Annotated in this window: 18 protein-coding genes; 7 read left to right on the top strand and 11 right to left on the bottom strand. The window is 56.3% G+C overall.

Annotation, left to right across the window (positions count from 1 at the left end; all coding sequences use genetic code 11):
* Nucleotides 1-42 precede the first annotated feature (42 nt).
* Nucleotides 43-276, top strand: a complete 234-nt coding sequence (locus PGR23_RS18800; protein WP_015704368.1) for a YgdI/YgdR family lipoprotein — start codon at nucleotides 43-45, stop codon at nucleotides 274-276.
* Nucleotides 277-326: 50 nt separating this feature from the next.
* On the opposite strand, the gene PGR23_RS18795 is transcribed toward PGR23_RS18800, so the two are convergent.
* Complete coding sequence (locus tag PGR23_RS18795; RefSeq protein WP_396279926.1) at nucleotides 327-3,215, bottom strand: autotransporter outer membrane beta-barrel domain-containing protein; 2,889 nt, start codon at nucleotides 3,213-3,215, stop codon at nucleotides 327-329.
* Between the two features lie 374 nt (nucleotides 3,216-3,589).
* Between PGR23_RS18795 and kefF the strand changes: the two genes are divergently transcribed.
* From kefF to folA, 3 genes are all read left to right on the top strand, one after another.
* Entirely contained in the window at nucleotides 3,590-4,123 is a 534-nt protein-coding gene (kefF, locus tag PGR23_RS18790) for a glutathione-regulated potassium-efflux system oxidoreductase KefF (RefSeq protein ID WP_015704370.1), read from the top strand.
* Complete coding sequence (gene kefC, locus PGR23_RS18785; protein WP_032715999.1) at nucleotides 4,116-5,981, top strand: glutathione-regulated potassium-efflux system protein KefC; 1,866 nt, start codon at nucleotides 4,116-4,118, stop codon at nucleotides 5,979-5,981. Before kefF ends, kefC begins: the two co-directional genes overlap by 8 nt.
* Nucleotides 5,982-6,178: 197 nt before the next feature.
* On the top strand, nucleotides 6,179-6,658 hold the full coding sequence (folA, locus tag PGR23_RS18780; protein WP_015368294.1) for a type 3 dihydrofolate reductase: 480 nt from the start codon (nucleotides 6,179-6,181) through the stop codon (nucleotides 6,656-6,658).
* 125 nt (nucleotides 6,659-6,783) lie between these two features.
* Here the strand turns inward: folA and apaH are convergent, their stop codons facing one another.
* The 6 genes from apaH to lptD form a co-directional block, all read right to left on the bottom strand.
* Nucleotides 6,784-7,632 (bottom strand): bis(5'-nucleosyl)-tetraphosphatase (symmetrical) ApaH, encoded by an 849-nt coding sequence (gene apaH / locus PGR23_RS18775; RefSeq protein ID WP_045397283.1) that lies wholly within the window; start codon nucleotides 7,630-7,632, stop codon nucleotides 6,784-6,786.
* Nucleotides 7,633-7,637: 5 nt separating this feature from the next.
* A complete protein-coding gene (apaG, locus tag PGR23_RS18770) occupies nucleotides 7,638-8,015 on the bottom strand; it encodes a Co2+/Mg2+ efflux protein ApaG (RefSeq protein ID WP_045397284.1) in 378 nt (125 codons plus the stop codon).
* A 2-nt stretch (nucleotides 8,016-8,017) separates the two neighbouring features.
* The gene (gene rsmA / locus PGR23_RS18765) at nucleotides 8,018-8,839 is read right to left on the bottom strand and encodes a 16S rRNA (adenine(1518)-N(6)/adenine(1519)-N(6))-dimethyltransferase RsmA (protein WP_015368291.1); all 822 of its coding nucleotides are present in this window, start codon (nucleotides 8,837-8,839) and stop codon (nucleotides 8,018-8,020) included.
* Nucleotides 8,836-9,816 (bottom strand): 4-hydroxythreonine-4-phosphate dehydrogenase PdxA, encoded by a 981-nt coding sequence (pdxA, locus tag PGR23_RS18760; RefSeq protein WP_049061338.1) that lies wholly within the window; start codon nucleotides 9,814-9,816, stop codon nucleotides 8,836-8,838. Before pdxA ends, rsmA begins: the two co-directional genes overlap by 4 nt.
* 112 nt (nucleotides 9,817-9,928) lie before the next feature.
* Nucleotides 9,929-11,215 (bottom strand): peptidylprolyl isomerase SurA, encoded by a 1,287-nt coding sequence (gene surA / locus PGR23_RS18755; protein WP_045397288.1) that lies wholly within the window; start codon nucleotides 11,213-11,215, stop codon nucleotides 9,929-9,931.
* A 54-nt stretch (nucleotides 11,216-11,269) separates the two neighbouring features.
* Complete coding sequence (lptD, locus tag PGR23_RS18750) at nucleotides 11,270-13,615, bottom strand: LPS assembly protein LptD (RefSeq protein WP_032713339.1); 2,346 nt, start codon at nucleotides 13,613-13,615, stop codon at nucleotides 11,270-11,272.
* Between the two features lie 241 nt (nucleotides 13,616-13,856).
* Here lptD and djlA point away from each other — a divergent pair, with 241 nt between their 5' ends.
* Nucleotides 13,857-14,684, top strand: coding sequence for a co-chaperone DjlA (gene djlA / locus PGR23_RS18745; protein WP_047047451.1), 828 nt, complete (start codon nucleotides 13,857-13,859; stop codon nucleotides 14,682-14,684).
* A 32-nt stretch (nucleotides 14,685-14,716) separates the two neighbouring features.
* Here the strand turns inward: djlA and PGR23_RS18740 are convergent, their stop codons facing one another.
* Nucleotides 14,717-15,415, bottom strand: coding sequence for a response regulator (locus tag PGR23_RS18740; protein ID WP_045397296.1), 699 nt, complete (start codon nucleotides 15,413-15,415; stop codon nucleotides 14,717-14,719).
* Nucleotides 15,405-17,030, bottom strand: coding sequence for an ATP-binding protein (locus PGR23_RS18735; protein WP_045397299.1), 1,626 nt, complete (start codon nucleotides 17,028-17,030; stop codon nucleotides 15,405-15,407). Before PGR23_RS18735 ends, PGR23_RS18740 begins: the two co-directional genes overlap by 11 nt.
* Nucleotides 17,031-17,504: 474 nt before the next feature.
* On the opposite strand from PGR23_RS18735, the gene PGR23_RS18730 reads away from it, so the two are divergent.
* On the top strand, nucleotides 17,505-18,869 hold the full coding sequence (locus PGR23_RS18730) for a 2-hydroxycarboxylate transporter family protein (protein ID WP_430915646.1): 1,365 nt from the start codon (nucleotides 17,505-17,507) through the stop codon (nucleotides 18,867-18,869).
* Between the two features lie 169 nt (nucleotides 18,870-19,038).
* Entirely contained in the window at nucleotides 19,039-19,578 is a 540-nt protein-coding gene (citX, locus tag PGR23_RS18725) for a citrate lyase holo-[acyl-carrier protein] synthase (protein ID WP_015368283.1), read from the top strand.
* A gap of 61 nt (nucleotides 19,579-19,639) precedes the next feature.
* On the opposite strand, the gene rluA is transcribed toward citX, so the two are convergent.
* Nucleotides 19,640-20,299, bottom strand: a complete 660-nt coding sequence (rluA, locus tag PGR23_RS18720) for a bifunctional tRNA pseudouridine(32) synthase/23S rRNA pseudouridine(746) synthase RluA (RefSeq protein ID WP_063413970.1) — start codon at nucleotides 20,297-20,299, stop codon at nucleotides 19,640-19,642.
* Nucleotides 20,300-20,311: 12 nt separating this feature from the next.
* A complete protein-coding gene (rapA, locus tag PGR23_RS18715; protein ID WP_045376408.1) occupies nucleotides 20,312-23,218 on the bottom strand; it encodes an RNA polymerase-associated protein RapA in 2,907 nt (968 codons plus the stop codon).
* Nucleotides 23,219-23,221 lie beyond the last annotated feature (3 nt).

Genomic DNA, 23,221 nt, shown 5'->3' with positions numbered 1-23,221 from the left:
GCACGATAACGATACCAATTGATGAAAAGACAGGAGGATACAATGCGGAACAAAATTCTGGTGGCATCCGCGCTGGCGGCAACGGCGATGGTATTTGTGGCAGGTTGCTCATCAAATCAGTCGCTCAAAACGACAGATGGCAAAACAATTGTGACCAGCGGTAAGCCGCAGGTTGATGATGATACTGGCCTGGTATCCTACAAAAATGCGGAAACCGGTCGCGTGGAGCAGATTAATCGCGACCAGGTGAAGTCAATGGACGAGCTGGATAACTAAAAAAAAGCAGTGGCTCCGGCCACTGCTTTTTACCTTTCATTGTACGGCGATTACCAGCGGTGATTCAGCAGAATGTGGCCGCCATAAGCGGCGTAGCTGTTTTCACCCCATTCGCCGCTGGCGCGCAGCGAGATTGTGGTCGTCTCGTTCACATTGCCGGTTACGCCCAGCTCTAACTGACCGCGGTCGTCCGGCGTATCGTTGCTGACTTTTTCGCCATTGAACGCCAAATCGTTTTGACCCGCGCCTTTCAGCCAGTTCACCGCGACATACGGCTGCCAGGCTTTAACATCTCGCTGCTCAAAGTAGCTGGTCTTCACGCCGAGACGGCCAAACAGGCTGTTGTTGTCCAGGGTTGATACCCGCACGCCATCCGGGTCGGTATGATTTTCCTGATCGAGATAGCTGTAGATCACCTGCGCCTGAGGTTCGATCTTCCACGTACGCGCGCTTTCTGAAGGGATCACCCACACATGGCCGACTTCAACAGAGGCGGCAAAACCTTTACTGTCATACTTTTCATTATTGCGATTGCTGGTGACGGTGTTGTTATACCAGCTGTAAGAGGCCCAGGTATCGATGTAGCTGCCGAGACGCAATTTCGGATCTTCCTGCCAGGTGGCGTACAGGCCAACGTTGAAACCGTCGACTTTACCCTGCGCGGTACGCACATTGTGTTTTGCATCTGAATCCGTTTTCGCCTGACCTGCGCCAAACATGCCGCCCGCACGCAATATCCCGTTGTCCATTGGCTTGCTGATGACATCACTGCCCACCTGGAGTACGGTGGTGGTGGTGTCGTAGCTGATTTTATCGCCGCCGGCGTCATTCTCATGATAACGGCCCTTTACGTACATCCAGGTGTTCAGGTCGTCTGTATTGCGGAAGGTGAGCTGGTCACGATCGTCACGTTTATGCAGGAACATACTCTGCGCCGCGAGATAGTTACCCAGATAAGCGCCAACTTCCGGGGCCATGACTTCTGGCAGGGGTTGACCGCCATTATCGGTGCCGCTACCGCCATCGGTACCGCTACCGCCATCGGTGCTGCTACCGCCATCGGTGCCGCTGCCGCCATCGGTGCCGCTGCCGCCATCGGTGCCGCTGCCGCCATCGGTACCGCTGCCACCATCGTCAGTATCATCCGACGGATCGTCTGACGGGGTCGCTTTGGATTCCAGATACCAGTTACCGTTGTCGTGTTGATACAGACCATACTCATAAGCCCCGGCGACAACCGGTTTGGATAAAGTTAACTGTGCTTCTGAACTGCCGCCGACGCTGACAACCTCCATACCATTAACGGTTTGCGCGCCCAGCCCGCCGATATTGGCGATGCTGACGCCAGACTGACCGTAGCTGCTGCCGGTGATGGACAGATGGTCGGTCGGCGAGCTGTCTTCGCCAAGTTGGCTGTTCATCACGATTTGGCTGCCGGCGGAGCCGGTATAGTCGCCGTTAATCGTAAAATTGTTGCCAACGCTATTATCGGCGGCGCTGAGTAACAGCGTGCCGCTGTTGCTTACATTGCCATTAATGGTGTCGACGCCGGATGTTCTTAGCGTTGAGTTACCGTCAACCGCATTCCACGCCGCGAGGATACCGCCGCTGAGGACATCAATGTTGTTATTGACTTCGCCTGCGCTGGCAAATTGCGCGCCATTTTCGATGGTGAGGGTGGCGTCGCTGCCGGCGACGCCGAGAGTAGCGCCTTCCGCGACCAGAGTGGTGCCGCTTTTCAGAAGCGTATTGCCGGTATAACTATTGGCGCCGGTTAAGGTCAGGGTATTGGCATCGACTTTTTCCACGTTGCCGCTACCGATGATACCGGTGGCAAAAGTAGAGTCGCTTCCCTGATTGAAGATCAGCGTGCCGTTATTGGTCAGGCTGCCGGTGAGGGTCGCGGTTTTCTGCCCGTTGCCTAACTGTAGCGTGGCCGCTTCCGCTACCAGCGTGTTGCCGCTATTAGCGACAGCGCCCGCCAGCGTCAACTGGCCGCTATTAACCTGGAGGGAATCGCCGCTGCCGATGATGTCGAGGTTGCCGGTGAGCGTCCAGTCTTCACCGTTCATTTTCACGGAGGCAAAACCGTCGCCATCGTTAAGGCCGACAAAGTTGCTGTCTTCCGTACCAGAACCGACCAGCGAGAGTGCGTTACCCGTTGAGCCCGTGGAGATGACATCGCCGATGAGGGAAGAGCCGGTATTGAGTACCAGGCTATTATTTTTGCTGCTGGCAAACATCACGGCCGCATCGCCGCCGCCGAGTAAACCGCTGTTGATGATATCGGCCTTCGCGTCATTAGCGACGTTGATACCGTTTTGGCTACCCTGCACGGTGCCGCTGTTGTTAATTTTGCTGTTGCCGTCGCTTAATGCAACACCATCGCCTGCGGTACCGGTGATGGCGCCGCTGTTATCTAACCCGAGGCCGATTTGCGAACTCAGGCCGTTTTTCCCGCTAATCACGCCGGTATCGGTATTGGTGATACTAATTGCCGATGACTCTTCGCTAACGAAAATACCGTTGTTGGCGCCAGTAATGATTCCGCTATTATTAAAATCACCCGCCATTGATTGCACGTTAACGGCATTATCAGTTGCAGATGAAATAATTGCATTTTCATTATTATTAATTTCTACTGGTTGCGCATCGATATTAATATTCAGACCGATTCCCGAACCGGAAATATTGCCTTCATTGGTAACTTTTTCGACTTTCATCCCGCTAACGGATACTGCTGGGGTGTTATCTGCGGAGGAGACGGTGACGTCTCTATTAATGACGTACTCGGTATCAGCCGAGAAGTCTTGTGGCACGGAGGTTGACTCGGCAATCGTGCCTGCGCTGACAACAATTGGCGTAAACATTAATAAGGCGGGAAATATTCTCGCCAGCGTTTTGGTTGTTCTGTTTAGTTCAAAATGTTTGTTGCTCATATACACGTCCATTTGCGTAAATAGCGCTTCCGGTTAACGCTATATATTAGAGTTTTGTTTTTGATTTAAAATTTTGGGGCTCAAAATGAAGAGCGTAAAATTATTGGTTGTACATTGTGGGGTGTATAGATTTATTTATTAAAGAATGATTTAATCTCGCCTTAAAATATCAAGTGACTGTATCATTTCTAATGATAAATTCGTATGGGGAATTAAATGGGGCGCCAATTGTGCTCTGGGACGCCTGCATTTTTGTTGTGATGGGAGGATTATCATTAGCTGCGATCGACTTTTCCTCAGGCATTCCCCCCTTTCAGTGAGCGAGTTAACTGTCTACACTCACTGCTACAAGAATACAAAAGACAGGCCCATTCATGATTCTGATAATTTACTCGCATCCTTATCCGCATCACTCCCATGCGAATAAGCGGATGCTTGAGCAGGCAGGGACGCTTGATGGCGTAGAGATACGCTCCCTCTACGAGCTATATCCCGACTTCAATATAGATATCGCTGCCGAGCAGGCGGCGCTGGCGCGCGCCGATCTGGTTATCTGGCAGCATCCAATGCAGTGGTACAGCGTGCCACCGCTGTTAAAACTGTGGATGGATAAAGTCCTGTCCCACGGCTGGGCGTACGGCCACAACGGTATTGCGTTACACGGTAAATCGTTAATGTGGGCGGTTACTACCGGCGGCGGCGAAAGCCACTTCGATATTGGTTCATTCCCCGGCTTTGACGTGCTGGCGCAGCCTCTGCAGGCAACGGCGCTGTACTGTGGTATGAAATGGCTGCCGCCGTTTGCCATGCACTGTACCTTTATCTGCGATGACGAAACGCTGCAGGCGCAGGCCCGTCATTATCGTCAACGCTTAATCGAATGGCAGGAGGCGCATAACAATGGATAGCCATACGCTAATACAGGCGCTGATTTACCTCGGTTCCGCTGCGCTTATCGTGCCGATCGCCGTGCGTCTTGGGCTGGGATCGGTGCTCGGATATCTGATTGCCGGCTGCGTTATCGGCCCGTGGGGACTGCGGCTGGTTACTGACGCTGAGGCGATTCTGCATTTTGCCGAAATCGGCGTGGTGCTGATGCTGTTTGTTATAGGTCTTGAGCTGGATCCGCAGCGCCTATGGAAACTGCGCGCCTCGGTATTTGGCGGCGGTGCGCTGCAAATGGTGGTGTGCGGCGCGTTTATCGGCCTGTTCTGCATGCTGCTTGGCTTGCGCTGGCAGGTTGCGGAGCTGATCGGGATGACGCTGGCGCTGTCGTCGACGGCGATTGCGATGCAGGCGATGAACGAACGTAACCTGACGGTGACGCAGCTGGGACGCAGCGCCTTCGCCGTGCTGTTGTTCCAGGATATCGCCGCTATCCCTCTGGTCGCGATGATTCCGCTGCTGGCGGCCAGCGGCGGTTCAACCACGCTGGCCGCGTTTGCGCTGTCGGCGTTAAAAGTGGCCGGCGCGCTGGCGCTGGTGGTGCTGTTAGGGCGCTATTTGACCCGGCCGGTGCTGCGCTTTGTTGCCCGTTCCGGCCTGCGCGAAGTGTTCAGCGCCGTGGCCCTGTTCCTGGTCTTCGGCTTCGGATTGCTGCTGGAGGAAGTCGGGCTGTCGATGGCGATGGGCGCGTTTCTTGCCGGGGTGCTTCTGGCTAGTTCTGAATACCGCCATGCGCTGGAGAGCGATATCGAACCGTTTAAAGGGTTGCTGTTGGGGCTGTTCTTTATCGGCGTCGGTATGTCTATCGACTTTGGGACCCTGGTCACCCATCCGCTACGTATCCTGATCCTGCTGGTGGGTTTCCTGGCGATTAAGGCCTTGATGCTATGGTTGATTGCTAAACCACTGGGTGTACCGCGCGCGCAGCGCCGCTGGTTTGCCGTATTATTGGGGCAGGGGAGTGAGTTCGCTTTCGTGGTCTTCGGCGCCGCGCAGATGGCCGATGTGCTGGATAGCGAGTGGGCGAAGGCGCTGACGCTGGCGGTGGCGCTATCGATGGCGGCAACGCCTATCCTGCTGGTGCTGCTGACGCGAATGGAGAAATCCGCCAGTAACCAGGAGCGCGAAGCGGACGAGATTGATGAAGAGCAGCCGCGGGTAATTATCGCCGGTTTTGGCCGCTATGGGCAGATAGCCGGCCGTGTGCTGCTTTCCAGCGGGGTGAAAATGGTTATCCTCGATCACGATCCGGACCACGTTGATACCCTTCGCAAGTTCGATATGAAGGTGTTTTACGGCGATGCCACGCGGGTGGATCTGCTGGAATCGGCGGGGGCGGCTAAGGCGGAAGTGCTGATTAACGCCATCGACGATCCGCAGGCCAGCCTGCAACTGGTGGAGCTGGCGAAAGAACATTTCCCGCATCTGCAGATCATTTCACGCGCCCGCGATGTCGATCACTACATTCAGCTGCGCCAGGCCGGGGTAGAAGCGCCGGAGCGCGAGACCTTCGAATCGGCGCTGAAAAGCGGCCGCATGACGCTGGAAGCCTTAGGTCTGGGCGCTTATGAGGCCCGCGAGCGCGCCGATCTGTTCCGCCGCTTTAACCAGCAGATGGTGGAAGAGATGGTGGCGATGGCGGAAAATGACGCTGCCTCGCGGGTGGCGGTGTTCAAGCGTACCAGCGATATGCTTACCGGCATCATTAATGAGGACCGTAATCATCTGTCGCTAGTGCAGCGTCACGGCTGGCAAGGTACTGAAGAAGGACGGCACACCGGAGACGTCCGCGATGAGCCGGAGAATAAGCCTTCAACCTAAGGTGGTAAGCAAATGTTGCGTTAACTTTACAGCTAACATTTTGTTTTCAATTTAGTTCCTGATCTGGCGGCTCATGAGGCTTACGTGGGCTCGCCAGCAAATCTAAAAATTTTCTTATTCTTTACTCTTCGTTCAGTCGACGAAGTATTACGCTTTCCGTATAGTGGCGGCAATTTTTTGCATTCGGGATATTTTCAATGATTAGTCTGATTGCGGCGTTAGCTGTAGATCGCGTAATTGGCATGGAGAACGCTATGCCATGGGACTTGCCTGCCGATCTCGCCTGGTTTAAACGTAACACCTTAAACAAGCCGGTGGTAATGGGGCGTTTGACCTGGGAATCCATCGGTCGCCCGTTGCCAGGACGTAAAAATATCGTTATCAGCAGCAAGCCAGGCAGCGACGATCGCGTGCAGTGGGTGAAGTCTGTTGATGAAGCGATTGCCGCCTGCGGCGATGCGGAAGAGATTATGGTGATCGGCGGTGGCCGCGTTTACGAGCAGTTCCTGCCAAAAGCGCACAAACTCTACCTGACCCATATTGATGCGGAAGTGGAAGGAGATACCCATTTCCCGGATTACGATCCGGACGAGTGGGAATCGGTGTTCAGTGAGTTCCACGATGCCGACGCGCAAAACTCCCACAGCTACTGCTTCGAGATCCTCGAGCGTCGTTAAGCTAACATAGCGTGGATTGAAAAACCCCGGTCGCGTCAGGCGTGACCGGGGTTTTATTTTATCAGGAATCTCCCGTACCGGAGGTAGCCCGGATAAGGCGCAGCGCGCCGCCATCCGGGATCGACTCAGGAGGCGACCGCTTCGCCTTCGTCGAGGCTTTTCTGGCGGTTGGAACGCTGGGTGAAATACGTTTTATCTTCCCAGCGCAGGCAGGTCAGGTCGCCGCCCCAGCAGCAGCCGGTATCCAGCGCATAGATACCTTCCGGCGTACCGCGGCCTTCCAGCGACGCCCAGTGGCCAAAGGCGATACTGTACTCGCGAGCGACCGGGCCCGGAATGGCAAACCATGGCTTAAGCGGGGCTGGCGCGTCTTCCGGCGCCTCTTTGCTGTACATATCCAACTGGCCGTTCGGGAAGCAATAGCGCATGCGGGTGAAGGCGTTGGTGATAAAGCGCAGGCGCGCCAGGCCGCTGAGCTCATTGCTCCAGTGGTTCGGCATATCGCCATACATCGCGTCGAGGAAGAACGGATAGGAGTCGCTCGCCAGCACGGCTTCGACATCGCGCGCGCACTGTTTGGCGGTTTCCAGATCCCACTGCGGCGTGATGCCGGCATGCGCCATCACCAGCTTTTTCTCTTCATCGACCTGCATCAGCGGCTGGCGACGCAGCCAGTTGAGGAGCTCATCGGCATCCGGCGCTTCCAGCAGCGGCGTCAGACGGTCTTTGGGCTTGTTGCGGCTAATGCCGGCAAACACCGCCAGCAGATGCAGGTCATGGTTGCCCAGCACGATGCGCACGCTATCGCCGAGCGTTTTCACGAACCGCAGCACTTCCAGAGAGCCGGGGCCGCGCGCGACCAGGTCGCCGGTGAGCCACAGGGTATCCGTATCAGGATTAAACTCCACCTGCTCCAGCAATGCGATCAGTTCATCGTAGCAACCATGAATGTCGCCAATAAGGTATGTAGCCATTGTTTTTAATGTATAAGCGTTGGAACTGCGAGACGGAAGACAGGGATCTCGATAGTGAACGGTGCGCCGTTGCTATCAATCATCTCATAATGACCCTGCATGGTGCCCAGCGGCGTTTCGATAACCGCGCCGCTGGTGTATTGATACTCTTCGCCGGCAGGGATGTGCGGCTGTTCGCCGACCACCCCTTCACCCTGGACTTCCGTCTCGCGACCGTGTCCATTGGTGATGAGCCAGTAGCGGCCGAGAAGCTGAACCTGACTCCGCCCCAGGTTGCGAATAGTGACGGTGTAAGCGAAGACGTAGCGCTCTTCTTCCGGAGAAGATTGCGATTCGATATAGACGCTTTGCACCTGGACGCAAACACGAGGCGAATTAATCATGGTTAGCTCTCCTTCGAAGGCAGATTGTTGGATAACCAGTTGGCCATCTTACAGTACTGCTCTACAGAAATATTCTCCGCACGTACCGCCGGGTCGACGCCCAGCTCCGTCAGCACCTCAACGCTAAACAGATTGCCGAGACTATTACGGATGGTCTTACGGCGCTGGTTGAAGGCTTCAGTGGTGATACGGCTCAGCACGCGGACATCCTTCACCGGGTACGGCATGGTGCGGTGCGGCACCAGGCGCACGACGGCGGAATCCACTTTTGGCGGCGGCGTAAAGGCGGTCGGCGGGACTTCAAGTACCGGGATCACCTGGCAGTAGTACTGCGCCATTACGCTTAATCGACCATACGCTTTACTATTCGGCCCGGCAACCAGACGATTAACCACTTCCTTCTGCAGCATAAAGTGCATATCGGCAATGGCATCAGTATAGCTGAAGAGGTGGAACATCAACGGCGTTGAGATGTTGTACGGCAGGTTGCCGAAGACGCGCAGCGGCTGGCCCATTTTCTCCGACAGTTCTCCGAAGTTCATGGTCATCGCATCCTGCTGGTAAATGGTCAGCTTAGGGCCGAGGAACGGATGCGTCTGCAGGCGGGCCGCCAGATCGCGGTCCAGCTCGATAACGGTTAACTGGTCGAGGCGTTCGCCGACCGGTTCGGTCAGCGCGGCGAGACCCGGGCCGATTTCGACCATCGCCTGGCCTTTCTGAGGATTGATGGCCGAAACAATGCTGTCGATCACGAACTGATCGTTGAGAAAGTTTTGCCCGAAGCGTTTACGGGCTAAATGGCCCTGATGGACTCGATTATTCATTGGGTATTAACAATCATTTTGATGGCGAGATTAAGCGCCGTGATAAAACTGCCGACGTCCGCTTTCCCCTGACCGGCTAATTCCAGCGCGGTCCCGTGGTCAACGGAGGTACGAATAAAAGGTAAACCGAGCGTAATATTCACGCCGCGGCCAAAGCCCTGGTATTTTAGCACGGGCAGGCCCTGATCGTGGTACATCGCGAGTACCGCATCGGCATTATCGAGATATTTTGGCTGAAAAAGGGTATCCGCAGGCAGCGGACCGCTTAAATTCATGCCCTTTGCCCGCATCTCTTCCAGCACGGGAATAATGGTATCGATCTCTTCCGTCCCCATGTGGCCGCCTTCGCCGGCGTGGGGATTCAGGCCGCAAACCAGCACGTGCGGCTGAGCGATACCGAATTTATGCCGCAGATCGGCATCGAGGATGGTAATTACTTCGCGCAGCAGCTCTGGCGTAATTGCCTCGCTTATTGCTTTTAGCGGCAGATGGGTGGTGGCCAGCGCGACCCGCAGCTCTTCGGTCGCCAGCATCATCACCACTTTGCTGGCGTGAGCGCGTTCTTCAAAGAACTCGGTATGGCCGGTGAAGGAGATACCGGCGTCATTGATGTTGCCTTTGTGCACCGGCCCGGTAATCAACGCCGCGAATTCTCCCTTAAGGCAGCCATCGCAGGCGCGCGCCAGGGTTTCCACCACATAGTTGCCGTTAGCGACATTAAGCACGCCCGGCTGTACCGGCGCGTTGAGGGCAACGGGAAGTAGCGTGAGCGTGCCCGCCCGCTGCGGCTGTGGAGGAAGGGTTGGATCGTAAGGGAGGAGCGATAAAGGAAGACCGAGCTGGCGGGCTCGGTCAGTTAACAGTGCGCCATCGGCGCAGATAACCAGTTCAACCGGCCAGTCGCGCTGTGCAAGCTCGGCGACAAGATCGGGACCAATCCCCGCGGGCTCGCCGGGAGTGATAACAACACGTTGCATAGAAACGTTCCTTCGGGCCAGGGGGGCCCGGCTGCGCAGTCGACCCCAGCCGTTGCTGGGGCGACCGGTCTACCCTCCCGCGACGCTTTTAAGGCGTGGAGAGGGGAGAACTTTAGTTGCTCAGAATTTTGACGTAAGCGCTGGCGCGCTGTTCCTGCATCCAGGTTGCCGCTTCTTCAGAGAATTTGCGGTTCATCAGCATGCGGTAAGCACGATCTTTCTGTGCGGCGTCGGTTCTGTCGACGTTGCGGGTATCCATCAGTTGGATCAGGTGCCAGCCGAAGGAGGAGTGAACCGGGCCGCTGGTCTGGCCTTTGTTCAGACGCATCAGCGCATCGCGGAACGCGGGATCGAAGATATCCGGCGTCGCCCAGCCTAAGTCGCCACCCTGATTGGCGGAACCCGGATCCTGGGAAAACTCTTTCGCCGCTTTATCGAATGTGGTCTTACCGCTCTTAATGTCAGCGGCGATCTGTTCCAGTTTCGCCTGCGCCTGCGCGTCGTTCATGATCGGCGACGGCTTCAGCAGGATGTGGCGGGCATGGACTTCGGTGACGGAGATGTTCTGGCTGCCGCCGCGCATATCGTTAACTTTCAGGATATGGAAGCCGACGCCGGAACGAATCGGACCGACAACATCGCCTTTCTTCGCGGTACTCAGCGCCTGAGCGAAGATACCCGGCAGCTCCTGAATACGGCCCCAGCCCATCTGGCCGCCTTTCAGCGCCTGCTGGTCAGCAGAGTAGGTGATAGCCAGTTTGCCGAAGTTAGCGCCGTTACGGGCCTGTTCAACGACGGACTTCGCCTGCTCTTCCGCAGCCGCAACCTGATCGGAGGTTGGGTTTTCCGGCAGCGCGATGAGGATGTGGCTCAGGTTCAGCTCGGTGCTGGCATCGTTCTGATCGCCAATCTGCTTGGCCAGCGCTTCAACTTCCTGCGGCAGCACGGTGATACGGCGGCGCACTTCGTTGTTACGTACTTCCGAAATCAGCATCTCTTTACGGATCTGGTTACGGTAGGTGTTGTAGTTGATGCCTTCATAGGCCAGACGGCTACGCATCTGATCCATCGACATGTTGTTCTGTTTGGCGATGTTGGCGATGGCCTGGTCAAGCTGATCGTCGCTGACTTTCACGCCCATTTTCTGACCCATTTGCAGAACGATCTGGTCCATGATCAATCTTTCGAGGATCTGATGACGCAGGGTCGCGTCATCTGGCAGCTGCTGTCCCGCCTGACCAGCGTTGAGCTTCACCGACTGCATCAGACCATCGACGTCGCTTTCCAGAACAACGCCATTATTGACGACAGCCGCTACTTTATCGACCACCTGCGGGGCGGCGAAACTGGTATTCGCGATCATGGCGATACCGAGAAGCAGCGTTTTCCAGTTCTTCATACTTTTTCCATTTCAATTAACCGCAAATGCGGATTACGTTTTAAACCAGATGCCTTACAGCGAGCTCTGGTACGGCAAAATGTTCGAGCGCAGCATCTGCTGGGTGCCAAGACCGTAGTTGGAGCTCAGACCACGCAGTTCGATGTTGATACCGAAGGTGTTGTCGTATTTGCTCTCACCGCCGTTGTTGTTATCCCAGCCGTTGATCTTACGTTCGTAGCCAAGGCGGATAGCGTAGCAGCAAGAGTTATACTGTACCCCTAACATCTGGTTAGCCGCTTTTTTGGTATTGGTATCGAAGTAGTACGCGCCGACCACTGACCAACGATCGACAATCGGCCAGCTGGCGGTCATACCCACCTGAGAAATACCTTCTTTGTACTGCTGAGCGGTGGAATACGAAGGCAGCGTCGCCTGAATATATTCCGGACTCGCGTAACGGTAGTTCAGTTGCACTAAGCGGTTTTCGTCGCGGCGGTATTCAATGGTTCCGTTGCCGGTTGCGACGTTATCCAGACGCGTATCGTACTGGATCCCCCCGCGTAAACCCCAGTTATCGGTGATACGCCAGTAAGTATCGCCGGCCCAGACCAGTGAACCCGTGGTGTCGTTATTCTCCCAGTTGATGTTGTCCGCACCGGTGCGAGACTCGGTGAAATAGTAGATTTGACCAACGGAAATATTAAAACGTTCAACGGCCGCGTCATCATATACGCGAGATGTGACGCCGGTGGTGACCTGGTTGGCTGACGCGATACGGTCAAGGCCGCTGTAGGAGCGGTCGCGGAACAGGCCGCTATAGTCGGACTGCAGCAGTGTCGAGTCGTAGACGCCAATGTGGCTCTGGTCGCGATACGGGATGTACAGGTACTGCATGCGCGGTTCCAGGGTCTGGGTATACCCTTCCTGCATATCGCGTTCGAAGACCATTTTGCCGTCGATTTTGAATTGCGGCATCACGCGGTTAACCGAATCTTTGTAATCGGTACCGTTAGCGGTGTTGTACTGATCGAGATTACTCTGCTGATAGTGGGTCGCCAGCAGCTTCGCCTCGGTATTGATGCTTCCCCAGCCGTTAGACAGCGGCAGGTTGATCGTCGGCTCCATGTGCAGGCGCGTTGCTTCTGGCATATCGCCGTTGGTGTTGACGAAGTGCACCGCCTGCGCATACAGATGAGTATCGAACGGACCGACGTCATTCTGGTAGGCGTTAATATCGAGCTGAGGCTCAGCAGCGTAGGAGTTGCTTGAGCTACGGTCGAAGACCTGGAACTGCTTGGTCGACACGGTGGCGTCAAAGTTCTGGTTAACGTAACCGGCGCTGAATTTCTGCGTCGCGTAGCCGTCGGTACTGGAACCGTACTTAGAGCTAAAGTCGTTAAAGTAATCCGGGTCGCTGACTTTGGTGTAGTCGGCGTTCAGACGCCACACCTGATCGATAACCGCGTTGTGGTTCCAGTAGAACATCCAGCGGCGGCTATTGCTGTCGTTGGAGTGATCGTCTTCGTACACTTTATCGGAAGGCAGGTAATCGAATTCGAATAAACCTGCGCCCGCCTGGGTCAGATAACGGAATTCGTTTTCCCACATTACGCCGCCGCGTTTATTCATATAGTGCGGCGTAATGGTGGCGTCGAAGTTCGGCGCGATATTCCAGTAATAGGGCAGCGAGAACTCAACGCCATTTTTAGTGCTGTATTTGGCGTTGGGGATCAGGAAGCCGGAGCGGCGCTTATCGCCGACCGGCAGCTGCAGATACGGGCTATAAAAAATAGGGACGGAACCCAGCTTAAAGCGCGCGTTCCAGATTTCGGCAACCTGCTCTTCGCGGTCATGGATAACTTCGCTGCCGACGACGCTCCAGGTATCAGAACCCGGCAGACAGGAGGTAAAGCTGCCGTTTTCCAGAATGGTATAGCGGTTTTCGCCGCGCTGCTTCATCAGGTCGGCGGTACCGCGCCCCTGACGGCCAACCATCTGATAGTCGCCTTTCCAGACGTTAGTATCTTTGGTGTTCAGGTTCGACCACGCCTTCGGCCCCTTCAGAATAACCTGGTTATCGTCATAATGAACGTTGCCAAGCGCATCAACGGTACGCACCGGCTGCGGTTGCCCCGCCGGCTGCTGCTGATGCAACTGCACCTCGTCGGCCTGCAGGCGACTATTCCCCTGATTAATATCAACGTTGCCGGTAAACACGGCATTATCGGGGTAGTTGCCTTTCGCATGATCGGCGTCAATCGTTACCGGTTGATCGTTAGGCTTTCCTTCAACGAGAGGACGATTATAGCTTGGCACGCCAAGCATACATTGCGTGGCGAGATCGGCGGCCATGCCCTGTTGGCTATACAAGGCGCTGGCGATCATGGTGGCCAGGAGGCTGGGGATACGTTTTTTCATACGTTTTATTTGTTGTTCCGTCATCTTGTGGCAGCGGCTTGCAAACGGTCAGAGCCTAACGTACTCATCTTAATCGCGCTAGTCTTAATCCGCTCGTTTCGTTTCTGAGCGTTAGGCACCGTGTAGAATGGCGAGTATGATAAAGCAAATTATAGGCGATGTCCCACATGACCGTGGCGTCAACGCTTGGTAACGTGCGGTCAGATATAGCTTAACTGGTAGCAGAAAGATTGGGGAGTCTATGCAGTATTTGGGTAAAGTGATTGGTGTCGCGGTTGCATTATTGATGGGCGGCGGCTTCTGGGGCGTGGTGCTTGGCTTTTTAGTCGGACATATGTTTGACCGGGCCCGTAGCCGTCGGCTGAATTTATTTGCCAACCAGCAGGAGCGGCAGTCGCTGTTCTTTTCCACCACTTTTGAAGTGATGGGGCATCTGACTAAATCTAAAGGGCGCGTGACGGAAGCCGATATTCATGTGGCGAATGTGCTGATGGATCGTATGAACCTGCACGGCGAGTCGCGCACCGCGGCGCAGCAGGCATTTCGCGCCGGCAAGGCCGATAATTACCCGCTGCGCGAGAAAATGCGTCAACTGCGCAGCGTCTGTTTCGGTCGCTTCGATTTAATTAGGATGTTTCTGGAAATTCAGCTGCAGGCGGCCTTCGCCGACGGCGAATTACATCCCAATGAACGCGAAGTGTTGTTTGTTATCGCCGACGAGCTTGGTATCTCGCGCGCGCAGTTTGAGCAGTTCCTGCGCATGATGCAGGGCGGCGCGCAGTTCGGCGGCGGCTCGCAGCAGCAATCCTATGGTCAGCGCGGCGGCAATGGCGGCTGGCAGCAGGCACAGCGCGGTCCGACGCTTGAAGACGCTTGTAATGTTCTCGGCGTCAAGCCGACCGATGATGCCGCCACCGTCAAACGCGCTTACCGTAAACTAATGAGCGAACATCACCCGGACAAGCTGGTAGCCAAAGGGCTGCCGCCGGAGATGATGGAAATGGCGAAACAGAAAGCGCAGGAAATCCAGAAAGCCTGGGAGCTTATCAAAGAGCAGCGCGGCTTCTGAATCCCGTAAGGCTTCACCTTCATGGAGAAGCCTTAGTTCGCGCCCTGCGCGCGGCGATACATCCGCCGTGGGTGGCCAATCTTTCCGTACAGCATTTCCACTTCCAGAAAACTCACTTCTACGCAATGCTCGAGATAACGACGGGCAGTGGTCTTGCTCAGCCCGGTTTCGCTGACCACTTCGTCAACCGAAAAACAGTGCGTTTCGCGGCCATGAAATAAATTTTGTACCAGCGCCAGGGTCTTTTCTTCGATGCCCTTGCTGCCGTTATCAGCGCGAAAATTTTTAGCCTGCAGCTGATACAGAGAATCAACGTTTTGCTGATCGACGATTTTCCATTCCCGCTGCTGATCGTAAAACTGAATAAAGCGCTCCAGCGACTGGCTCAGCCGTTTCCACGAAACCGGCTTGAGAATGTAGTCGAAGGCGCCGTTGCGTATCGCCTGGCTGCAGGTTTCCATATCGCTGGCGGCGGTGATGAAAATGACCGAGCAATTGGCATTGGCCAGAATCGGGTCGGTCATCAGAGTAACGCCTTTGCCGTCCGGCAGATAATTATCCAGCAGGACCAGCTGCGGCGGTCTGGCGTTGAGCATCTGCCGCGCCTGGGAAAGCGAGGCGGCCATTCCCGCCAGCCGCATGCGCGGGTGTTTCTGTATCAGCTCGGCGTGCAGGCGGGCCAGCTCGTTTTCATCTTCGATGATCAGCACATCGACCAGATCATGATGCATCGTTGGCCTCCGGTTGCGGATGGGCTGGCGGGTCGGCGGGAATAAACAGGGTAAATATCGTTCCGCGCGGCGCGTTATCGGCAACCTCAATCGTGCCGCCAGCCTGAGTCACATAATGTTCAATAAGATACAGACCAATACCGTGATCGCCACGGGTTTTTGTCGTCACCCCGCGCTCAAAAATACGTTCGCGGATATCCGGGCGAATTCCGACGCCGCGATCGGCCACCTCAATCATCAGCTCGCGGGCGTTGAGTTGAATCAGTACCTCGACCGGCTCGTGAGGTAGTTCAGCGCGCTGCGTCGCTTCAATGGCGTTATCCAGCAGGTTGCCGATGATCGAGATAAGTTCCGACTCCATCAGCGACGACAGCGGGCGATCGATACGACAGGCCGGATCAAAGCTCAGTTCAACGCCTTTTTCATAAGCGCGGGTGGCTTTACCCAGCAGCAGGCCGCATAGCGTCGGCGAGCGGAAGCGCGAGGAGATGAAGTCCAGCAGCTCCTGGGCATGTTCCGATTGCGCCTGTATATAGCGAATAGCTTCGTCGTAGTGGCCCATATGCAGCAGGCCGGAGAGCGTGGTCATGCGGTTGAGCTGCTCGTGGCGCATAATGCGCAGGTTATCGACATAGCGTTTCACCTGGCTGAGCTGGGCGGTGAGGGCGTTAATTTCATCGCGGTCGCGGAAGGTGATCACCCAGCCCTGCAGCGAGTTTTCCAGCATGATGCGCACCCGGCTGGCGAGTACCGTCAGCTGGTTGAAGCGACACAGTTCATCGTGCGTATCGTTCGCCAGCATCGCGCCGCTGGCGAAGAACGGCTGCGGCGCGATCACGCTATCAATCGATTTGCCGCGCAGCAGATGCGCGGGCTGCTTAAGCCCCAGCAGGCTGCGGGCGGCGTGGTTAATCACTTCAATCCGTCGCTGGCTGTCGATAACGATAACCCCTTCGAAAATCGATTCCATCATCGCTTTTTGCTGGCGAACCAGCAGGCCAATTTCGCGCGGCTCCAGCGAAAAAATCTGCTTTTTAATACTGCGGGTAAAATACCAGGAGAAGATAAACAGGGCGATCAGCAACAGGATGGCGGCGACAAAAATATTCACTACCTTTTGCACGGTGATGCTGTCGAGATAGCTGGTCAGATAGCCGACGGAGACGATGCCGATCACCCGCCCGTTGTCGTCGACAATGGGCGTTTTACTGCGTAGCGAGATGCCCAAACCGCCTTTACGGATGGTAGTGATAGTTTTGCCTTCCAGCACCGCCTGGTTATCGCCGCCCACTAAGCGGGTGCCGACCCATTCCGGGTGCACGGAATGAAACAGATGTACGCCTTTATCATCGCCGATGACGATAAAGCTGGCATCGCTGTGGGCGGCGATTTGCCTCATGAAGGCGCCGATAGCCTGCGGGTCGTGCAGACTGACCTGCTGGCGTAGATTGGGCATCAGCGCAATCTCTTCGGCCTGAATTTTCGCCCTGGCGCTCATTTCCTGATACAGCTGGCGGCTGGCGTCGAGATAATAATAAACGCCAAGCAGAGCGAATAAGATGGAGAAAAAGGCCACCAGGGAGATGAACAGCTTAAATTGGAATGAAACTTTCATAGTTATGCGCACAGTATTTGAGATGCGGCAACGATATCGTCAGCGGCCAGAAGGACAATTTATCTACTGGTGCCTATTTATAAAGGGTAATTATCCGGTTAATAAAAAAACCATAAAAACCACGTTTAGAAATCAGATATGTATCACGCTGATTAATATACCCGTCATACTTCAAGTTGCATGGGCGTTGGCAATAACTCGGCCCATCCCTGGGCCTCGCCCTTACGGGCGCAGTGAACTGCGTTCAAATTCGTTCCTGACGAATTTGTCCTCACTCACCCCTGTCACTTACTGGAGTAAGCTCCTGGGGATTCCCTGCGTCGCCGCCTTCCTGCAACTCGAATTATTTAGGGTATAGAAACCATAAAAACCATAATGACCATTAAAACTTCTTTTTTAATCTGCCTTTTCTCACATTAACGCCGCGCCAGCCCCTCTACCCTGAACAGGAATAATAACTACAGGGCTGAATTTATGAGCACCACAGACAACGCATTCTCTGCAACCCTTGAACCTATTAACAAACCGAAAGCCTCGTTGAAGCAACGCTGGTGGCACGTGATGGATAGCTGGAAAGTGGGGATTATCCCGCTGCCGCTATTTTTGCTGGCCGGGGGTCTTATCGCGCTGGACTGCCTTGGCGGCAAGCTGCCGAGCGATATCGTGGTGATGGTGGCGACGCTGGCCTTCTTCGGTTTTGCCTGCGGCGAGTTCGGCAAGCGTCTGCCGGTACTCGGTAAGCTTGGCGCGGCGGCGATTTGCGCCACCTTTATTCCTTCGGCGCTGGTCCATTACGGCCTGCTGCCGGATGTGGTGGTTGAATCCACCACCAAATTCTATAAATCGACCAATATTCTTTATCTCTACATCTGCTGCATTATCGTTGGCAGCATTATGAGCATGAACCGCACCACGCTGATTCAGGGGTTCCTGAAGATCTTCCTGCCGATGCTGTGCGGCGAAGTTGTCGGCATGCTGGTGGGCGTCGGCGTGGGTAGCCTGTTGGGAATGGATCCGTTCCAGGTCTTCTTCTTTATCGTGTTGCCGATTATGGCCGGCGGCGTGGGCGAAGGGGCGATCCCGCTGTCGATTGGCTATGCGGCGCTGATGCATATGGATCAGGGAGTTGCGCTGGGACGCGTGCTGCCGATGGTGATGCTGGGCAGCCTGACGGCGATCGTCATTGCCGGCTGTCTGAACCAGCTTGGCAAACGCTTCCCGCATCTGACCGGCGAAGGCCAGCTAATGCCGAACCGCAGTAATGAAACCCGCAGCCTGAGCGAAAGCGAAGGATTTGGCGGTAAAACTGATGTGGCGACGCTGGCCTCCGGCGCGCTGCTGGCGGTGCTGCTGTATATGATGGGCATGCTCGGACATAAATTGATTGGCCTGCCGGCGCCGGTTGGCATGCTGTTCCTCGCGGTGCTGCTGAAGCTGGCGAATGTGGTTTCGCCGCGCCTGCAGGAGGGCTCGCAGGTGGTGTATAAATTCTTCCGCACCGCGGTGACTTATCCGATTCTGTTTGCCGTCGGCGTGGCGATTACCCCGTGGCAGGAGCTGGTAAATGCCTTCACGCTCACCAACCTGCTGGTTATTGTCTGCACCGTCTCGGCGCTGGTGGCCACCGGGTTCTTCGTCGGTAAAAAAATGGGGATGCATCCGGTCGACGTGGCGATTGTCTCCTGTTGCCAGAGTGGGCAGGGCGGTACCGGCGACGTCGCCATCCTGACTTCCGGCAACCGTATGAACCTGATGCCGTTTGCTCAGATAGCTACCCGTATCGGCGGCGCGATTAATGTGTTGTTAGGGCTGCTGTTCTTAAGTCATTTCTTATCGTGATTTAGTTCTGCGCTAACAGCAAAAACTGCCATTTCCCTCCGTAGGACGAAGAAAATTTCTTTGTCCTGCGTCCTAAATTCTGTGCAATTAGCGATACAATAGGCGGCGTTATCCGCGATAGCGACGGCAGCTCCGAGCTGCCTTTTTGATCATTAAAGGAGAGGAAAGAATGTCAGTGCATACTCCCGCCCGGGCGGGCGTCAGCATGGAAAATCTGCTGGCGGCGAAAGAGCAGCGCGCAGCCCGTCAACAAGACTGGCTCAACCATTATCAACAACCGGTCATTTCTCTCACTCTGGTAACGCCAGGGGCGGTAAAAGACAGTATTCGCTATCGCAATATGATGGGTGTTGCGCTGCAGGCCTGTGACCAACTTTTGTGGCAGCAGCGTTGGAAAACGCTCGACCGCCAGGTGTTGTGGCTGCCTACCGGCCCGGAAGCGATGTGGTGCGTTGAGCACTCCGCGGAAGAGATCAAAGCGCTATGCAGCGAACTGGAACAGAATCATCCGCTGGGACGTCTGTGGGATATCGACGTCATTTGTCCGCAAGCGGGGCTGATTAGCCGCCAGGCGCAGGGTGAAGCGATGCGCCGCTGCCTGCTGTGCGATGAGCCGGCCCACGCCTGCGCGCGCAGCCGTCGTCACGACACCGGGCTGGTGGTCGCTCGCGTTGAGCAGATGATCGATGCGTGGTTCGCCCGCGATTAATCGCGTCTGCGTTAGAGATTTCCCCGGCGGCGTAGCGCGACCGGGGCGTCCGGATAACGACTTAAAAGTCGATCGGCGCGCGGAAGGTCATCGCGTTGCCGTAGGCGGGATGGGTGATAGTTAACGTTTCGGCATGCAGCAGCAGGCGCGGGGCCATCGCCAGCGCCTCCGGCGTGGCGTAAAAGCGGTCGCCGAGGATCGGATGCCCTAACGCCAGCATATGCACCCGAAGCTGATGTGAGCGCCCGGTAATCGGCTTCAGGCGCACGCGGGCGGTGTTGTCCTCCGCGTACTCCAGCACCTCATACTCGGTTTGCGCCGCTTTGCCGGTTTCATAACACACCTTCTGCTTTGGCCGGTTCGGCCAGTCGCAAATCAGCGGTAAATCCACCAGACCTTCCGCAGGCTGCGGATGGCCCCAGACGCGGGCGATGTACTGCTTCTTCGGCTCGCGCTCGCGGAACTGACGCTTCAGTTCACGCTCGGCGGCCTTATTCAGCGCCACCACAATCACGCCGCTGGTGGCCATATCCAGGCGATGCACCGATTCGGCCTGCGGGAAATCGCGCTGGATACGCGTCATCACGCTATCCTTATGCTCTTCCAGCCTGCCGGGCACAGACAACAAGCCGCTCGGCTTGTTGACCACCATAATGTGCTCATCCTGATACAGAATCACCAGCCAGGGATCCTGCGGCGGATTGTAGTTTTCCATCGCCATTTTCGCGTTCCGTTACTGGTGAGTGACGACGATCAGACGCAGCGCGTCCAGACGCCATCCGGCCTGCGCCAGCGCATCCATCACCTGCTGGCGGTTGCTTTCGATCGCCGCCAGTTCGTCGTCACGGATGTTCGGGTTCACCGCCTTCAGCGCTTCGAGACGCGACAGTTCCGCCGTCAGTTTATCATCGGCTTCGTTACGCGCCGCGTCGATCAGCGCCTGCGCCGCTTTGGCGATCTGCGCTTCGCCCTGTTGCAGAATCGCGTGAACGTCCTGCTGCACCGCATTGACCAGCTTGCTACCAGTGTGGCGGTTGACCGCGCTCAGCTGGCGGTTGAAGCTTTCGAACTCCACCTGCGCGGCGAGGTTGTTGCCGTTTTTATCCAGCAGCATGCGAACCGGGGTCGCCGGCAGGAAGCGGTTAAGCTGTAATTGCTTCGGCGCCTGCGCTTCGACGACGTAGATAAGCTCCAGCAGCAGCGTGCCGACCGGCAGCGCCTTGTTCTTCAGCAGCGAAATCGTGCTGCTGCCGGTATCGCCGGAGAGGATCAGATCCAGACCGTTGCGAATCAGCGGGTGTTCCCAGGTGATGAACTGCGCGTCTTCACGCGACAGCGCCACGTCACGCTCGAAGGTGATGGTGCAGCCATCTTCCGGCAGGCCCGGGAAATCCGGCACCAGCATATGATCGGACGGGGTCAGGACGATCAGGTTTTCGCCGCGGTCATCCTGGTTGATGCCGACGATATCGAACAGGTTCATCGAGAAGGCGATCAGGCTGGTATCGTCATCCTGCTCTTCGATGCTCTCCGCCAGAGCCTGCGCTTTTTCGCCGCCGTTGGAGTGGATCTCCAGCAGACGGTCGCGGCCCTGTTCCAGCTGCGCTTTCAGCGCTTCATGCTGCTGGCGGCAGGATTTGATCAGATCGTCGAAGCCATCGGTGGATTCCGGCGCGGCAAGGTAGTTAATCAGGTCGTCGTGAACGCTATCGTAGACGGTACGGCCGGTCGGGCAGGTATGTTCGAAGGCGTCGAGCCCTTCGTGATACCAGCGCACCAGCACCGACTGCGCGGTTTTCTCCAGATACGGCACGTGGATCTGGATATCGTGCGCCTGACCGATACGGTCGAGACGGCCAATACGCTGCTCCAGCAGATCCGGGTTAAACGGCAGGTCGAACATCACCAGGTTGCTGGCGAACTGGAAGTTACGCCCTTCGGAGCCGATTTCGGAACACAGCAGCACCTGCGCGCCGGTGTCTTCTTCGGCAAACCACGCTGCGGCGCGGTCGCGTTCGATAATCGACATGCCTTCATGGAATACCGCGGCGCGAATACCTTCGCGCTCGCGCAGTACCTGCTCCAGCTGCAGCGCGGTGGCGGCTTTGGCGCAAATCACTAGCACCTTCTGCGAGCGATGGCTGGTCAGGTAACCCATCAGCCATTCGACGCGCGGGTCGAAGTTCCACCAGGTGCCGGTATCGCCTTCAAATTCCTGATAGATCTGCTCCGGATAGAGCATGTCGCGCGCGCGCTCTTCCGCGGTTTTGCGCGCGCCCATAATACCGGAGACCTTGATAGCCGTCTGGTACTGGGTCGGCAGCGGCAGGCGAATAGTGTGCAGCTCGCGTTTCGGGAAACCTTTCACGCCGTTACGGGTGTTACGGAACAGCACCCGGCTAGTGCCGTGGCGGTCCATCAGCATTGAAACCAGCTCCTGGCGCGCGGCCTGAGCATCTTCACGATCGCTGTTAGCGGCTTGCAGCAGCGGCTCGATGTCTTGTTCGCCGATCAGATCGCCAAGGGTATTGAGTTCATTATCGTTGAGCTTGTTGCCTGCCAGCAGCAGGGCGACGGCGTCGGCGACCGGACGATAGTTTTGCTGTTCTTCAACAAACTGTTCAAAATCGTGGAAGCGGTTTGGATCCAGCAGACGCAGGCGCGCAAAGTGGCTCTCCATGCCCAGCTGTTCCGGCGTCGCGGTCAGCAACAGTATCCCCGGCACGCGTTCGGCGAGCTGTTCAATGGCCTGATATTCACGGCTCGGCGCCTCTTCGCTCCACACCAGGTGGTGCGCTTCATCGACCACCATCAGGTCCCATTCGGCGTCGCACAGGTGCTCCAGGCGCTGCTTGCTGCGGCGCACGAAGTCTAAGGAGCAGATAACCAGCTGTTCGGTTTCGAACGGGTTGTAGGCGTCGTGCTGCGCTTCGGCGTAGCGTTCGTCGTCGAACAGCGAGAAACGCAGGTTGAAGCGGCGCAGCATTTCCACCAGCCACTGGTGCTGGAGGGTTTCCGGGACCACGATCAGCACGCGCTCGGCGGCGCCGGAGAGCAGCTGCTGATGAAGGATCATCCCGGCTTCGATGGTTTTACCTAAGCCCACTTCATCGGCCAGCAGAACGCGCGGCGCGTGACGACGGCCCACGTCGTGGGCGATGTTCAACTGATGCGGGATCAGGCTGGTGCGCTGGCCGCGCAGGCCGCTCCACGGCATGCGGTACTGTTCGCTCTGGAACTTACGCGCGCGGTAGCGCAGGGCAAAGCGGTCCATCCGGTCGATTTGCCCGGCGAACAGGCGGTCCTGCGGCTTGCTGAAGGCCAGCTTGCTGTCGAGCAGGACTTCGCGCAGGGTAACATGTTCTTCTTGCGTATCCAGGCGGGTGCCGGTGTAGGACAGCAGCCCATTCTCTTCATTTACTTCGTCAACGTGGAGCTGCCAGCCTTCGTGGCTGGTAATGGTATCGCCCGGGTTAAACATCACGCGGGTGATCGGGGAATCGTTGCGAGAGTACAGACGGTTTTCGCCGATGGCGGGGAAAAGGAGAGTGACCATGCGCGCATCCAGCGCTACCACTGTCCCTAGTCCTAGTTCGCTCTCTGTATCGCTAATCCAGCGTTGACCAAGTGTAAAAGGCATATG

Source organism: Klebsiella sp. 141162 (assembly GCF_050600755.1).
In the GTDB taxonomy this organism is placed as follows: domain Bacteria; phylum Pseudomonadota; class Gammaproteobacteria; order Enterobacterales; family Enterobacteriaceae; genus Klebsiella; species Klebsiella aerogenes.
This window is presented reverse-complemented; position numbering and strand designations above follow the sequence as displayed.